The sequence below is a fragment of the Corallococcus terminator genome, from assembly GCF_003611635.1.
Taxonomy (GTDB): Bacteria; Myxococcota; Myxococcia; order Myxococcales; family Myxococcaceae; genus Corallococcus; species Corallococcus terminator.
The window spans coordinates 1-14,038 of sequence record NZ_RAVZ01000268.1 but is presented as its reverse complement, the minus strand read 5'-3'; the positions used below and the strand labels follow the sequence as shown (position 1 = coordinate 14,038).

The 14,038-nt window shown below is 68.9% G+C and carries 12 protein-coding genes; 10 read left to right on the top strand and 2 right to left on the bottom strand.

The features are described 5' to 3' along the window. The 4 genes from D7V88_RS30100 to D7V88_RS30085 form a co-directional block, all read left to right on the top strand. Positions 1–1,147: heavy metal translocating P-type ATPase (locus tag D7V88_RS30100; RefSeq protein ID WP_120544066.1), on the top strand; the 1,147-nt coding region annotated here is incomplete at its 5' end. Positions 1,148–1,277: 130 nt separating this feature from the next. After that, entirely contained in the window at positions 1,278–1,655 is a 378-nt protein-coding gene (locus D7V88_RS30095) for a four-helix bundle copper-binding protein (RefSeq protein WP_244238475.1), read from the top strand. 41 nt (positions 1,656–1,696) lie between these two features. Continuing rightward, the gene (locus D7V88_RS30090) at positions 1,697–2,788 is read left to right on the top strand and encodes a Rieske 2Fe-2S domain-containing protein (protein ID WP_120544063.1); all 1,092 of its coding nucleotides are present in this window, start codon (positions 1,697–1,699) and stop codon (positions 2,786–2,788) included. Positions 2,789–3,036: 248 nt separating this feature from the next. Next, a complete protein-coding gene (locus D7V88_RS30085) occupies positions 3,037–4,599 on the top strand; it encodes a leucyl aminopeptidase (RefSeq protein ID WP_120544062.1) in 1,563 nt (520 codons plus the stop codon). Positions 4,600–4,660: 61 nt separating this feature from the next. Here D7V88_RS30085 and D7V88_RS30080 read toward each other — a convergent pair whose 3' ends face one another. Beyond that, positions 4,661–5,515 carry a DUF481 domain-containing protein gene (locus D7V88_RS30080; RefSeq protein WP_158625180.1) on the bottom strand — a complete coding sequence of 285 codons (855 nt, stop codon included), beginning with the start codon at positions 5,513–5,515 and terminating at the stop codon, positions 4,661–4,663. A 190-nt stretch (positions 5,516–5,705) separates the two neighbouring features. Here D7V88_RS30080 and glsA point away from each other — a divergent pair, with 190 nt between their 5' ends. The 4 genes from glsA (at position 5,706) to D7V88_RS30060 (ending at position 10,636) form a co-directional block, all read left to right on the top strand. Further along, positions 5,706–6,692 carry a glutaminase A gene (glsA, locus tag D7V88_RS30075; protein ID WP_120544060.1) on the top strand — a complete coding sequence of 329 codons (987 nt, stop codon included), beginning with the start codon at positions 5,706–5,708 and terminating at the stop codon, positions 6,690–6,692. 10 nt (positions 6,693–6,702) lie between these two features. Beyond that, on the top strand, positions 6,703–7,479 hold the full coding sequence (locus tag D7V88_RS30070) for a bestrophin-like domain (RefSeq protein WP_120544059.1): 777 nt from the start codon (positions 6,703–6,705) through the stop codon (positions 7,477–7,479). A gap of 111 nt (positions 7,480–7,590) precedes the next feature. Then, positions 7,591–9,153 carry an AbgT family transporter gene (locus tag D7V88_RS30065; RefSeq protein WP_208726556.1) on the top strand — a complete coding sequence of 521 codons (1,563 nt, stop codon included), beginning with the start codon at positions 7,591–7,593 and terminating at the stop codon, positions 9,151–9,153. A 31-nt stretch (positions 9,154–9,184) separates the two neighbouring features. Continuing rightward, positions 9,185–10,636, top strand: a complete 1,452-nt coding sequence (locus tag D7V88_RS30060; protein ID WP_120544058.1) for an aspartate ammonia-lyase — start codon at positions 9,185–9,187, stop codon at positions 10,634–10,636. A gap of 64 nt (positions 10,637–10,700) precedes the next feature. Here the strand turns inward: D7V88_RS30060 and D7V88_RS30055 are convergent, their stop codons facing one another. Continuing rightward, on the bottom strand, positions 10,701–11,666 hold the full coding sequence (locus D7V88_RS30055) for a PLP-dependent cysteine synthase family protein (RefSeq protein ID WP_120544057.1): 966 nt from the start codon (positions 11,664–11,666) through the stop codon (positions 10,701–10,703). A gap of 173 nt (positions 11,667–11,839) precedes the next feature. Here D7V88_RS30055 and D7V88_RS30050 point away from each other — a divergent pair, with 173 nt between their 5' ends. Together D7V88_RS30050 and D7V88_RS30045 are read left to right on the top strand one after the other, a co-directional pair. After that, a complete protein-coding gene (locus D7V88_RS30050) occupies positions 11,840–13,303 on the top strand; it encodes a sensor histidine kinase (protein WP_120544056.1) in 1,464 nt (487 codons plus the stop codon). A 104-nt stretch (positions 13,304–13,407) separates the two neighbouring features. Then, the gene (locus tag D7V88_RS30045) at positions 13,408–14,016 is read left to right on the top strand and encodes a DUF2378 family protein (RefSeq protein WP_120544055.1); all 609 of its coding nucleotides are present in this window, start codon (positions 13,408–13,410) and stop codon (positions 14,014–14,016) included. Positions 14,017–14,038 lie beyond the last annotated feature (22 nt).

Sequence of the window (14,038 nt, the reverse complement as noted above, 5' to 3'; positions counted from 1 at the left end):
GGTCTGGGCGGTGTGGGGCCCGGAGCCCCGGCTCGCGCATGCGTTGGTGAACGCGGTGGCGGTGTTGATCATCGCGTGCCCGTGCGCGCTGGGACTGGCCACGCCGATGTCCGTGATGGTGGGCACGGGGCAGGGCGCGCGCATGGGGGTGCTCATCCGCGACGCGGCGGCGCTGGAGCGGATGGCCGCGGTGGACACGCTGGTGGTGGACAAGACGGGCACGTTGACCGAGGGCAAGCCGCGACTCGTGTCGGTGGAGCCCGTACCGGGCCAGGACGCCACCGTGTTGCTGCGACGGGCCGCGAGCCTGGAGCGGGGCAGCGAACACCCGCTGGCGGCGGCGCTGGTCGCGGGCGCACGGGAGCGGGGCATCTCCCTGGTCGGCGTGGAGGACTTCCAGTCCCTGCCGGGCCAGGGCGTGCGGGGGCGCGTGGACGGGCACGACATCGCCCTGGGCAACGCGGCCCTGATGCGGACGCTGGGCGTGCCGGTGGACGCGCTGACGGAGCGGGCTGAAGTGCTGCGGCAGGAGGGCCAGACGGTGGTGCTGGTGTCGGTGGATGGCCGGGTCGCGAGCCTGCTGGGCGTGGAGGATCCGGTGAAGGCGTCCACGCCGGAGGCCCTGGCGCTCCTGCGAAGCGAGGGCCTGCGCGTGGTGATGCTGACCGGCGACAGCCCGACCACGGCGCACGCGGTGGCGCGTCGGCTGGGCATCACGGAAGTCATCGCCGGAGTGCAGCCGGACGCCAAGGGCGACGCGGTGAAGCACCTGCAATCCCAGGGACGCGTGGTGGCGATGGCGGGCGACGGTGTGAACGACGCACCGGCGCTCGCGCGGGCGGACGTGGGCATCGCGATGGGGACGGGCACGGACATCGCGATGGAGAGCGCGGGCGTGACGCTGGTGAAGGGCGACCTGCGCGGCATCTCTCGCGCGCGCCGCTTGAGCCAGGGCGTGCTGCGCAACATCCGGCAGAACCTCTTCTTCGCCTTCATTTACAACCTGCTGGGCGTGCCACTGGCCGCGGGCGTGCTGTACCCCGTCTTCGGCCTGCTCTTGAGCCCGCTGTTCGCGAGCGCGGCGATGAGCCTCTCCTCGGTGTCCGTCATCGCCAACGCCCTGCGGCTGCGACGGCTGAAGGCCTAGGCCACCCGGGCAGGCGACCGCGCGGGGGCCGGAGGAGCCCGGCCCCGCGCGTGCGCACCCTGAGCAGGGGACCCCCCTGCCGAAAGGAAAGCCCATGGCGAGCGCTGAAGCGGTGCGAGATGAGGACGAAATGCGGAAGTGCATCGAGCACTGCCTGGCCTGTCATCGCCTCTGTCTGGAGACGCTGGCGGACTGTCTCCAGAAGGGCGGCGGATACGCCGAGCCGGGCCGCCTCCAACTGTTGATGGACTGCGCGGACATCTGCGAGACGAGCGCCCGCTTCCTGCTGCGAGGCTCCAAGCTGCACTCCCGCACCTGCTTCGCCTGCGCGGAGGTGTGCGGCCCGTGCGCGGCGGCCTGCGAGCAGAAGGACGCGGAGCACCTGATGAAGGCCTGCGCGGAGGCGTGCCGTCGCTGCGAGGAGTCCTGCCGGAGGATGAGCGGAGGGGTGATGCCCCAGCCCCCCAACCCGGAGGCCGCCCAGCGCGCCGCCGACCTGCCAGCCTGAAGGGGGCGTGCACGCGGGCCCGGGCCCATTAGACTGGGCGCATGACCGCCCGCGAGGAGGGGCGCACCCCAGGTGCGTCTCCCAGCCACATCTCCGTCGTCAAGCTTCCGCACTCGTGGTTCATCCTGTGCACGTCGCGAGAGCTGGGCAGCAAGCCGCTCGCGCGCACGCTCCAGGGCACGCCCCTGGTGCTGTTCCGGGGTGAGGGCGGCAAGCCCGGCGCGCTCATGGACCGGTGCCCGCACCGCAACGTGCCCCTCTCCCTGGGACGCGTGCAGGGGGGACTTCTGGAGTGCGGCTACCACGGCTGGCGCTTCGACCCAGGCGGCCAATGCCGGCTCATCCCCGGCCTCGTGGGAGAGTCCGAGGCGAAGTCGCGCTGCGCCACCGCCTACGAGACCCGCGAGCAGGACGGCTTCGTCTGGGTCTACTCCACGCCCGGCGTGGAGCCCACGACGGAGCCCTTCCGCTTCCCGCTGCTGGACGCGCCCGACTACCGCACCGTGCGCCAGGTGCTGCGCGCACCGGGGTCGCTGCACGCGGTGTTGGAGAACACGCTGGATGTGCCGCACACCGCGTTCCTCCACGGCGGCCTGTTCCGCACCGCGGAGAAGCGCAATGAGATCGACGTGGTGGTGCGCAGGAGCGCGGACCGTGTGGAGGCGGAGTACGTCGGGGAGCCCGCGCCCAAGGGGCTCGTCGGGAGGCTGCTCGCGCCGGGCGGCGGGGTGGTGCAGCACTTCGACCGCTTCCTGATGCCCTCCATCGCCCAGGTGGAGTACCGCATCGGGGAGAAGAGCCACATCCTGGTCAACTCCGCGATGACGCCGGTGAGCGACTTTGAAACGCTCGTGTACGCGGTGGTGACGGTCAAACTGCCGGTGCCGCGCTTCCTGCTCTCGGCCGCGATGCCGTTCGTCCTGCCCGTGGCCCTGCACATCTTCGGACAGGACGCGCGCATCCTGGCGAAGCAGACGGACTCCATCCGCCGCTTTGGAACAGAGGCCTACGCCTCCACCGAAATCGACGTGCTGGGGCCCAGCATCCTGCGCCTGATGCGCGCCCAGGAGCGCGAGCGGACCGCGCCCCCGCCGGACACGGTGCACGAGACGCGCGTGCGCATGCGCACGTAGTCCCAATGCCTGCCCTCCGGACGATGCCGAAGTCCTGAATCTGTCATTGCCGCTGTTGCGTCTCCGCGGCCAGCCGGCGAAGGGCTCGCCTTCGCTGGCACGGATGCTCGCGATTCCCGTCCCATCCCTGCGCGCTGAGCCAGCGCTCGCCTCTCCGGAGCCCAGGCTTGGCGTCGGTCAGCGCGTGAATACGTTCTCGCGACATCGACAGTGATTGCCGCGCGGGTGCGGCGGACGAGGACAGAGCCATGACGTTTCCAACCTTTCATGCCGAAGCAGTGTCTGACTTTCATCCCGCCCCTTCCGTGGATGAGATCGCGGCGACCCAGATCCACGTCGCGAAGGCAGTGCCCAAGGAGGCGGGCGGCATCGGCATGCTCGTCGGCGTCGAAGGAGACGTGCCGCGTGAGCTTGGGTTGGATCGGCCCCGGCTCACGTCCGCCGGCTTCGCGGGAAAGGTCGGCCAGTCCCTCGTCATCCCCCGCGCGGAGGGCCCTGCGCTCGTGGTCGTGGGCATGGGAGAGAAGGCCGGGCGCGACCTGACGTCCCTCCGGCACGCCGCGGCCGCCTTCGCCAGGGCGGGGAGCCGCTACGCCCACCTCGCCATCACCCTGCCGGACCTGGTCGGTGTCGCGCCCGCGGACGCGGCGCAGGCGGTCGTCGAGGGCGTGCTCCTGGCGCGCTACCGCTATCGCCCCCTCAAGCGCATGTCCCAGCAGGAGCCGCCGCTCGAAGCCCTCACGCTCCTGTCGTCGTCGCTCCCCCTCGAAGAGGTGAAGCGCGGCGTCGAACGCGGCCGCATCACCGCCCGGGCCACCGAGCTCGCCCGCGACCTGTCGAACGCACCGGCCACGCTCCTCACCGCGCGCCGCCTGGAAGAGATTGCTCGCGTCGTGGCGGAGTCGTCGGGTCTGGACATCGAGGTCTTCGACGAGAAGGCCCTGGCCAAGATGGGCTGCGGCGGCATGCTCGGCGTGAACGCTGGCAGCTCCGAACCTCCGCGCCTCATCAAGCTCTCCTACCGGCCGAAGGACGCCAAGGGCAAGGCCCTCGAACCCGTGGGCCGCGTGTCGCTGATTGGCAAGGGCATCATGTACGACTCGGGCGGACTCGGCCTGAAGCCGAACGACCTCGTCCATGCCGCCATGAAGACAGACATGTCCGGCGCGGCGGCCATCCTGGCCGCCATGTCAGCCCTGGCCTCGCTCGGCGCCAAGGCTTCCGTCACGGGGTATCTCATGTGCACCGACAACATGCCGGGCGGCAAGGCGATGCGGCTGGGTGATGTGCTGACGGCCCGGGGTGGCAAGACCGTCGAGGTCCTGAACACCGACGCCGAAGGCCGGCTGGTGATGATGGACGGCCTGGTCCTGGCCACGGAGGAGCAGCCGGCCCCCGACGCCATCCTCGACATCGCCACCCTCACCGGGGCCTGCGAGCGGGCGCTGGGCAATGACAACGCAGGCGTCATCGGCAACCACCAGGGCGTGGTCGACCAGGTGTGCGCGGCGGCGGAGAAGTCCGACGAGACGGTGTGGCAGTTCCCGCTCGACAAGCGCCTGCGCCAGGAGCTGGATTCGGAGGTCGCGGACATCAAGAACATCGGTGGGGTGAACGCGGGGCAGATCACCGCGGCCCTCTTCCTGGAGGAGTTCGTCGCCGGCCTTCCCTGGGCGCACATCGACATGGCGGGGACCTCGCGGGTCGAAACCGACAAGTCGTGGCGCTCCAAGGGCGCGACCGGCTACGGCACGCGCCTGCTCATCGAGTTCCTGCTCGCGTTCAAGGCCCCAGGCGAAACCCGCCACTGAAGTTCGCGCAACGCGGGAGGAGAAGGAGCCCGGGGCAGCAGGAGCCCGGGCTCCGGACCCTTCAGAATTCGAACTCCGCGCCCAGCGTGAGCGCCACGTCCGCGACGGCCTTCCCCGCGGCGGGCGCGGTGTCGATCTGCACCAGCAGGTTCGTGCTGAGCGCCAGGCGGTGCGTGATGTACGTGGAGAACTTGGTGGTGGAGTCGGCGAGGAAGCGGGAATCCCCCAGGATGTTCGGAAAGACCTCCAGGTACTGGGTGAACTTCAGCCGCTCGTTGAAGGGGTAATAGAAGGTCAACCTTCCACCCGGAGCGAGCAGGTCCACGCTGGGCAGGTCCTGCTCGTCCTCGAAGTACTGGAACCGGGCCTCGTTCGAGTAGTGCAGGCCCACGTCCAGACGCAACAACTGCTCCTCCCCGCCCGGTGTGTCGCGCTCGAGCAAGGTGAACGCGATCCCTGCCTCCCCATCCAGACGCAGCTCGACGCTGGCCAGATGGTCGGTCTTTCCATAGGCCAGTGCGTAGACGCCCAACAGCGGGGTGAAGCGCCGCTCACCGCGAACGGACGCCACCAGCGCCTCCGCCACCACGTCCTCGTCCCCGTCGGCCTCTTCGGCCGAGGCCGCGGTTTCCAGGACACCATCCAACTTGAAGGTCGCGACCCAGACGTCCGTGCGGTACTCGGCCAGACCGTTCGCGGTCAACGCGAGCGCCCTGCTGTTTCCGGCGAGCAGCATGAACGAGAGGGCCGCGGAGCCTGTCCACGGGCTCGCTTCCTCCTCCGGGAGGTTCTCGCAGAGGGCCTTGAGGTCCTCCTTGTCCACGCACGTCGGTGCCGCCGGAGCGGAAGCCGGCGGGGGAGTGGGCTCCGGCGCCTGGGCCAGCGCGGCGAGGAGAAGCGGAAGCGAGAGGGCCATGGGTATCCCCAAGCGGTGAGAGGCGGGGCATGCCCACGCGCCGTCAAAGCTGGCGTTGCGGGCAGCCAGCATCAACCGGTCCCACGGTCGGCTGCGCCGTGCTGTACCCAACCCGGCGCATTGACATCCATGGAGTCGCGACTGACATTTTAATTTCAATTCCGCTCCAAGAACCCGAGAGCCGCCACGAATGGAAAAGACAGGCGAGCCCCCCTTCATCTCCACCGGGCAGCTCCCTTCCGCGGAGCGGGTCCGGGCGCTGGTGGACGAGGCATACCAACGTCACCGGGGGAACACGGAAGGCCAGTGCTCCCAGGTCTACCCCGCGCTGGCGAGGGTGGACCCACGGCTGTTTGGCGTCTGTGTGGCGGGCATCAACGGCAGCAGCCACGGGGCGGGAGACGCGGACCACCCGTTCGCCATCATGAGTGTCTCCAAGCCGTTCCTCTTCGCCCTCATCTGCCAGGCCCTGGGGCCGGAAGGGGTCCGGCGCAAGCTGGGGGTCAATGGCACGGGTCTGTCTTTCAATTCGGCCATGGCCATCGACCAGAGCCCGGACGGACGCACGAATCCCATGGTGAACTCGGGCGCGCTGGCGACCACGAGCCTGGTTCCGGGCTCCAATCCCGAGGCCCAGTGGCGGTTCATCCATGAGGGGTTGTCCCGCTTCGCCGGCAGTCGCCTCTCGCTCGACGAAGAGGTGTATGCCTCCGCGGTGAAGACCCACCACCGCAACCAGGGACTTGCCTTCCTGCTGCACGGGCTGGGCCGTCTGGAGACAGATCCGGTCGTGACGACGGAGCTCTACACCCGCCAGTGTTCGCTGGCGGTGACCGCCCGGGAGCTCGCGGTGATGGGGGCGACCCTGGCGGACGGTGGCGTCAACCCGCTCACGGGGACGCGGGTCGTGGAGGAGGAGGTCTGCCACCACACGCTCGCGGTGATGGCCACGGCGGGGATGTATGAAACGTCGGGGGACTGGCTCTACGACGTGGGGATCCCAGGCAAGAGTGGCATTGGTGGCGGCATCGTCGCCGTCGCGCCGGGAAAGGGTGCGTTGGGCACCTTCGCACCGCTGCTCGATCCGGCTGGCAACAGCATCAAGGGGCAGCTCGTCGCGCGGTTCCTGGCCCAGCGGCTCGGCTTGAGCCTGTTCATCTCGAAGCCCCACGGCTGAGGAGGCCTCGATGCAGGATTGGGCGGTCACCACGGTGCTGGTGTTGGCCCTGGAGCTGGTGCTCTTCGTCACGTTGCTGATGGCCATCGAAGTGGCCTACCGCATCGCGCGCAAACGGAAGTTTCCCTCCGCTCAACTTCGCTCCGTCAACGCCGTCACCAACGTCGTCTTCTCCTTCATGGGGCTCATCCTGGCCTTCTCCTACTCCGAGGCGGGAAAGCGCCTGGAGGTGCACCGAAACCTGGTGGTCGACGAGGCGAACGCCATCAGCAGTGTGTGGTTCCTCGTGGATGTGGTGCCGGCGGCGGACCAGCCGCCGCTGCGCGACCTGCTCCGGCTGTACCTGGATGAGCGCGTCGAGGCCCACCATGCACTCCCCCGGGTGGAGGAGTTCGAAGCGCGCCGCGCCAGGGCCTCCCGCCTCCAGAAGCAGATCTGGGCGCGGATGGTGACCATCACGAAGGCAGCTCCCGACAAGGAGGTCCTGCTGCTTCCTCCCGTGCGCCTCATGGCGGAGGTCGCGGCGAAGCGGACGCTCGCGGTGCGAACGCACATCACCTCGCCCACCTTCTTCTTCATGCTCGGGCTCGCCGTGGTCGGGGCCATGCTCGTGGGCTTGACGACGGCGCAGGGCGAGGGCCGCAACTGGCCCTACCGGTTGCTCTTCGCCCTGGTCATCTCCTCGGCCATCCACGTCGTCGTGGACCTGGAGTACCCCCGCACCGGCATCGTCAGCACGGAGGAGGCCGACTCGCTCCTGCTGGAATTGCGCGAAACCATGCATTGATTGTCTGCAATCCACCTACCTTCTGCGTCCAAAGGCTGATGGCTCGCACCCCCAGTCATGGGGACCTTCTCGCGGATCCGCAGAAGCAATGCATGGCATGGGGAGCGCCAGATGACCGAGATCACAGACCATCGCATGATCCCGCCGAGGCCGGAGCCGAAGAAGAAGGGCATGGCGAGGGCGCTCGATACCATTGAGCGGGTGGGCAACAAGGTGCCCCATCCGGCCGTCATCTTCGTCGCGCTCATCCTCTTCGTCATCGTGCTCTCCCACGTCTTCTATCTGTTGGGAGCCTCGGTCACCTACCAGGCCATCAACCCAGACACGCACAAGCTGGAGGAGACCACCACCGCCGCGCGCAGCCTGCTGACAGGGGATGGCCTGCGCTTCATGTTCGCGGGCGTCATCGACAACTTCATGAGCTTCACCGCCGTGGGCGTCATCATCGTGGCGATGCTGGGCGTGGGGGTCGCTGAATCGTCGGGCCTGGTGTCCGCGTTGATTCGCAAGCTGGTGATGGTCGCCCCGCGCAAGGCGCTCACGTACATCCTCGTGTTCGTCGGCATCTTGTCGAGCGTCGCCGCCGATGCTGGCTACCTGGTGTTGATTCCCCTGGCGGCGACGGCCTTCCTGAGCGTTGGCAGACACCCCATCGCGGGGTTGGCCGCGTCCTTCGCGGGCGTGGCGTCCGTCTTCAGCGTGAACATCCTCATCAAGCCGCTGGACGGAATCCTGACCGGAATCACCAACGACGCCATCCACATCCTCAACCCGGCGCTCTCCATCGACCTGACGGCGAACTTCTGGTTTTCGTGCGCCTCCGTGGTGCTGCTGACCGTCGTGGTGACGATCATCACCGAAAGGTTGGTCGAGCCGCGTCTGGGGAAGTACACCGGAGAGCTGCCGGAGGAGGCGGGCAAGAGCCCCTCCAAGGAAGAGTCGCGCGGGCTGAAGTTCGCGACCTGGGGCGTGCTCGCGCTCCTGGCGGTCTTCGCCCTGCTGACGGTGCCCTCCGGCGCGCCGCTGCGCAATCCGGAGACGGGCGCGCTGATTGGAGACTCTCCGTTCATGAGCGGCCTCATCGTCGCCGTCACGCTGCTCTTCCTGGTGGCGGGCGTGGCCTATGGCATTGGCGCCGGAACCATCAAGGGCACGGTGGATGTCATCAGCGCGATGGAGAAGGCCGTGGGCAGCCTGGCGGGGCTCATCTTCCTGCTATTCATCATCAGCCAGTTCATCGCCTTCTTCACCTACAGCAACATGGCGACGCTCGCGGCCGTGAAGGTGGGTGATGCCCTGGAGGAAGCAGGCCTGGGGGCGCTTCCCCTGCTCATCGGGTTCGTCATGGTCGTCGCCGTCCTGGACCTCATCATGACGGGGGCGATCCCGAAGTGGGCCATCTTCGCCCCGGTCTTCGTCCCGCTGCTGATGCGGCTCAACGTGGACCCCGCCGCGGTGCTGGCGGCCTACCGCGTGGGTGACTCGCCGATGAACTCCGTCTCGCCACTGAACGCATACTTCGCGCTCATCGTGACCTTCGCGCAGAAGTACCAGAAGGGCGCGGGCGTGGGCACCGTGGTGGCCTTGATGCTGCCCTACGTCATCGCGCTCTTCATCCTGTGGCCCCTGCTCCTGGCGGCCTGGCAGGTGCTGGGCCTGCCCTGGGGATTCTGAAGCCGCCCGCCGCCGGAATCGGGAGAGAGCGATGGCCGACCCACGCGCGGACCAGGCATTCGAGAGCAGCACCCACATGAGGACTCCGGTGGGTGCTGCCACCCGGACCGAGACAGACAGTCTCGGTTCCAGGCAGATTCCGGCGGAGGCCTACTGGGGCATCAACGTCAGCCGCGCGCTCGACAACTTCGCCATCAGCGGGCGACCCATCTCGGTGTATTCCGACTTCCTCTTTGGCTACGCCTGCGTGAAGCAGGCTGCCGCGCGCGCCAATGCGGAGATCGGGGCGCTGGATGCGACCCGGGCGCAGCTCATCGACCGCGCCTGCGAGGACATCAAGGGCGGCAAGCTCCACGACCAGTTCATCGTGGACATCATGCAGGGAGGGGCGGGCACCTCCACGAACATGAACTTCAACGAGGTGATCGCCAATCGCGGCTTGGAGCTGGCGGGGCACCCCAGGGGCCACTACGAGCATCTTGACCCGAACGACCATGTGAATCGCAGCCAGAGCACGAACGACACGTATCCCACCGCGTTCAAGGTCGGGTTGATCCTGTCCATCGAGCGGCTGCTCGCGGAGCTGGAGCTGTTGGAGCGGGCGTTCCGGGACAAGGGACGGGAATTCGTTGGCATCGTGAAGGTCGGACGCACGCAGTTGCAGGATGCCGTGCCCATCACGCTCGAACAGGAGTTCGAAGGCTTCGCCGTCACATTGGGAAAGGACCACGCGAGCCTGCGGGATGTCATCCGGCGCCTGGAGGAGGTCCATCTGGGGGCGACAGCGATTGGAACGGGCATCGCGGCGGACCCCCGCTTCGTGGAGGCCGCGCGCAAGCATCTGGCGGCCATCACGGGAAGGGCCATCGTCACGGCGTCCAACCTGGTTGAAGCGACCACCGACGTGGGCGTCTTCATGGAGGTGTCCGGCACGCTCAAACGCAGCGCGATGAAGCTGTCGAAGATCTGCAATGACTTGCGCTTGCTCGGCTCGGGGCCTCAGGCGGGGTTCAACGAAATCAACCTTCCACCGAGGCAGGCGGGCTCGAGCATCATGCCCGGCAAGGTGAATCCGGTCATTCCCGAGGTCGTGAACGAGGTGGCGTTCGCCGTGGCGGGCGGGGATGTGACCTTGACCATGGCCGCGGAGGCGGGCCAGCTCCAGCTCAACGCCTTCGGTCCGGTCATGGCGCACGTGCTGTTCGAGAACCTGAAGTGGATGACCTCGGCCATCACGACCCTGCGCGTGAATTGCGTGACGGGCATCACCGCCAACCGGGAGCGGCTTGCGCAGCAGATGACCTCCTTCGTCGGGGTCATCACCGCGTTCATTCCGCACATCGGTTATGCGGCGGCGACGGCGCTGGCCAGGGAGGCCCTGGCCACGAACTCCAGCATCGCCGACCGGGTGGTGGCCTCCGGTCTGCTGACGAAAGAGCAGGTCCTGGAGCTGCTCTCCGCGGAGCATCTGACCCGGAGTTGAGCGCTGCGCGTGACGCGGAGGACGCTGCCTGTTTCCCCCCGGGGGATGGGTGTTGAAGCGGGCTTCAGCTCGCGGTGGGCGTCGGCTTGGGCCGGGGCAGGATGAGCTCCGTGGAGAAGTAGCGCTCCATGCGGTCGGGGAACACCGTCACCACCTGGGCCTGCGGGCCCAGGCGCTTCGCCGCTTCCACCGCCGCCGCGTAGTTGAGCCCGGAGGACGGGCCCACCGGGAAGCCCCGGCGGATGAGCGCCCGGGCCGTGCGCATGGCCAGGTCATCCGACACGTCCAGTTCCACGCGGCCCGGCATGTCCGCCTCGCGGTACAGCTTGGACAGGCCGTCCACCACGCCCGGCACGCGCGCGCTGAAGCTGCAACATTCGATGTCGCAGCCCAGCCCGGAGATGGGCCTCGCGACGAAGGCCGTCACCGGACAGCCCGCTTCCGCGAACGCCTGGTACAGGCCCACGATGGTGCCGCCCGTGCCCACGCCGCTCACCACGCCGTGCACCAGCCCGCCCGGCACCTGCGAGAGGATCTCCTGCCCCGTCCACACCCGGTGCGCCTCCGCGTTGTCCGGGTTCTCGAACTGGCGGGGCGCGTAGCCGCCGCGCTCCGTGGCCAGCGCCGCCGCGCGCGCGATGGCGCCCCGGATGCCTTCCGAACGCGGCACCAGTTCCACCTCGCCGCCGTACGCGCGGATGGCGATGAGGCGCTCCTCCGTCACGCCCTCCGGCATCACCGCCGTGAAGCGGCACCCCATCTGCGCGCTCGCCAGCGCCATGGCGATGCTCGTGGACCCGCTGGACGCCTCCACCACGTCCCCGCCCGGAATCAGGTCTCCCAGCCGCCACGCCTTCTCCAGCATGTAGCGGGCGATGCGGTCCTTGGTGGACCCGCTCGGGTTGAGGAATTCCAGCTTGCACCAGACCGTCGGGCCTTCGGGGTCCAGCCGCACGGGGACGAGCGGCGTGGGTCCCACGGACTGGAGGAAGCGACCATCGGCGGGAAGCGGGCGACAGGGAGCGCGCATGAGGTCATCCCTACCTCGAAACCGGCCAGGGGGGGAGCCACCCTGGTGCTCCGCGAGCATGCTCGCCCCCTTGTCCGTGTGTCCACTCTCCCCTGGAACCGACATTCACCGCTGGATGACACTTGGCGGGCGGGGGTTCCGCCATTACGAATGGGCAACCGCCTTCTGCTCGCATGTCATCTCCAGCGCCCACCATCCTGAACGTCAACGACGACCTTGCCAGCCGTTACGTCACCTCCCGCGTCCTGTCGTTGGCGGGCTTCCAGGTACAGGAGGCGGGCACGGGTGGTGAGACGCTGGCGCTCGCGGACGAGAACACCGACCTGGTCATCCTGGACGTCCGGCTGCCGGACATGAGCGGCCTGGAGGTGTGTCGGCGCCTGAAGGCCTCCCCGCGCACGCGCAGTTCACTGGTGCTGCACCTGTCCGCGCAGGCGGTGGGGGCCGCGGACCGGGCACAGGGGCTGGAGCACGGCGCGGACGCGTACCTGGTCGCGCCGGTGGATCCAGAGGAACTGGTGGCGCAGGTGCACGCGCTCCTGCGTCTGCGCCGCGCCGAGCGCGAGGTGCGCGTCCTCTCCGACCAGGTGCAGCAGCAGCGCCGGCTCTTGGACCTGGCGATGTCCGCGGCGGCGGATCCCATCGCGCTCCACGACGGGGACGGGACGCTCATCTTCGCCAACCAGGCGGTGGTCGCGTCGCGCGGTTCGCACCACGTGCACGTGCCTGGCAGGACCCTGGACGCGCTGCGCGCCATGGATCCGCAACTGGAGCCCTACGCGAAGGCGCTGGAGGCGGCCCGGCGCACGGGGCAGGTGCAACGCACGAACGTCACCCTGTCCTCGGACCAGGGACCGCGGCACTTCGAGTACACGCTGTCCCCGGCCCCCGGCCCCTCGGGCGCGTTGGAGGCGGTCATCGCCACGGGCCGGGACATCACGGAGGTGCGCAACGCGGAGGACTTCCGCGAGCAGTTCATTGGCATCCTGGGCCATGACCTGCGCAACCCCCTCAACGCGCTGTCCATGTCCGCGCAGCAGCTCCAGCGCCAGGGGGAGATGACGGAGCGCCAGAAGACCTTCACCGGGCGCATCCTCATCAGCGCCGACCGCATGGACCGGATGATCCGCCAGTTGCTGGACTTCGCCCGGGCCCGACTGGGCGCGGGACTGCCGGTGGTGCGCTCGCGGTGCGACCTGTTCGACGTGGTGCGCGGCGCGGTGGACGAGTCGCGCGCCAGCCACCCGAACCGCGAGGTGATGCTGGAGGTGCTGGGCGACGGGCGCGGGGCCTGGGACGCGGACCGGCTGGAGCAGGTGGTGGGCAACCTCCTGTCCAACGCGCTCAAGTTCAGCCCGCCGGAGACGTCCGTGCGGGTGAGCGCCGAGGGGACGGCGACGGAGGCCCTCGTGCGGGTGCACAACCTGGGGGCGCCCATCCCGGCGGATCAGCTCCCCAACCTCTTCGGCGCCTGGCGCCGCGCGGGCCGCAGCGAACGGGAGCAGGGCGTGTCCGCGGGGCTGGGGCTGGGGCTCTACATCACCGAACAGATCGTCCGCGCCCACGGGGGCACCGTGCAGGTGACCTCCACTGAAGTCCGGGGGACGACCTTCACGGTGCGGCTGCCGCGCGGCTGACCCGGAGTGTGGTTCCAGGAAACGGCCGGGGCATCTGATCACTCCTGGACGAAAGCGTTGCGTCGCCACTTCCGGATGCGCAGGGGCAACCCCACCCTGGGGGCATGGTCCCATCCGAAAAGCGAATCTTCGCCCAGAGCGTGGAAGCCCTCTTCGTGCGTGCCCTGGGGCCGCACCTGACGCGGGACGGGCGCCAGCGGCTGAAGGCCGTGGGGTTGGACCTGGCCGAACCGCTGCGTCACAACTATTCGCTGGAGCAGTGGCGGGCCTTCCTGGAGGTAGCGGCGCGGGATGTGTTCCCGGGGCAGCCGGCGGAAGCGGCCTACCTGGAACTGGGCGCGCGCTACCTGCAGGGCTTCCGGCAGACGTCCGTGGGGCGGGCGAGCATGCAGTTGGTCACGCACCTGGGCCCGGAGAAGACGCTGGAGCGCGTGCCGTACAACCTGCGCGCGGGCAACAACTTCAATGAAGTGCGCGTGGAGGAGTTGTCGAAGAACGCCGCCACCCTCTGGGTGAAGGACGTGCTGGCGGACAACCCCTTCTTCGCCAGCGGGTTCCTGGCGGAGACGCTGCGCGCGTCGGGCGCGGGCACGTTGGACGTGAAGCCCATCGCCTTTGACGGGACAGCGGCCACGTACCGGCTGACGTGGACGCAGGCGAAGTCTCAGCGGCCGGCGGGCACGGTCGCCCCAGTGCGCCGGCTGTTCGGGTAGCGGCTCAGGGGTAGCGCACGGG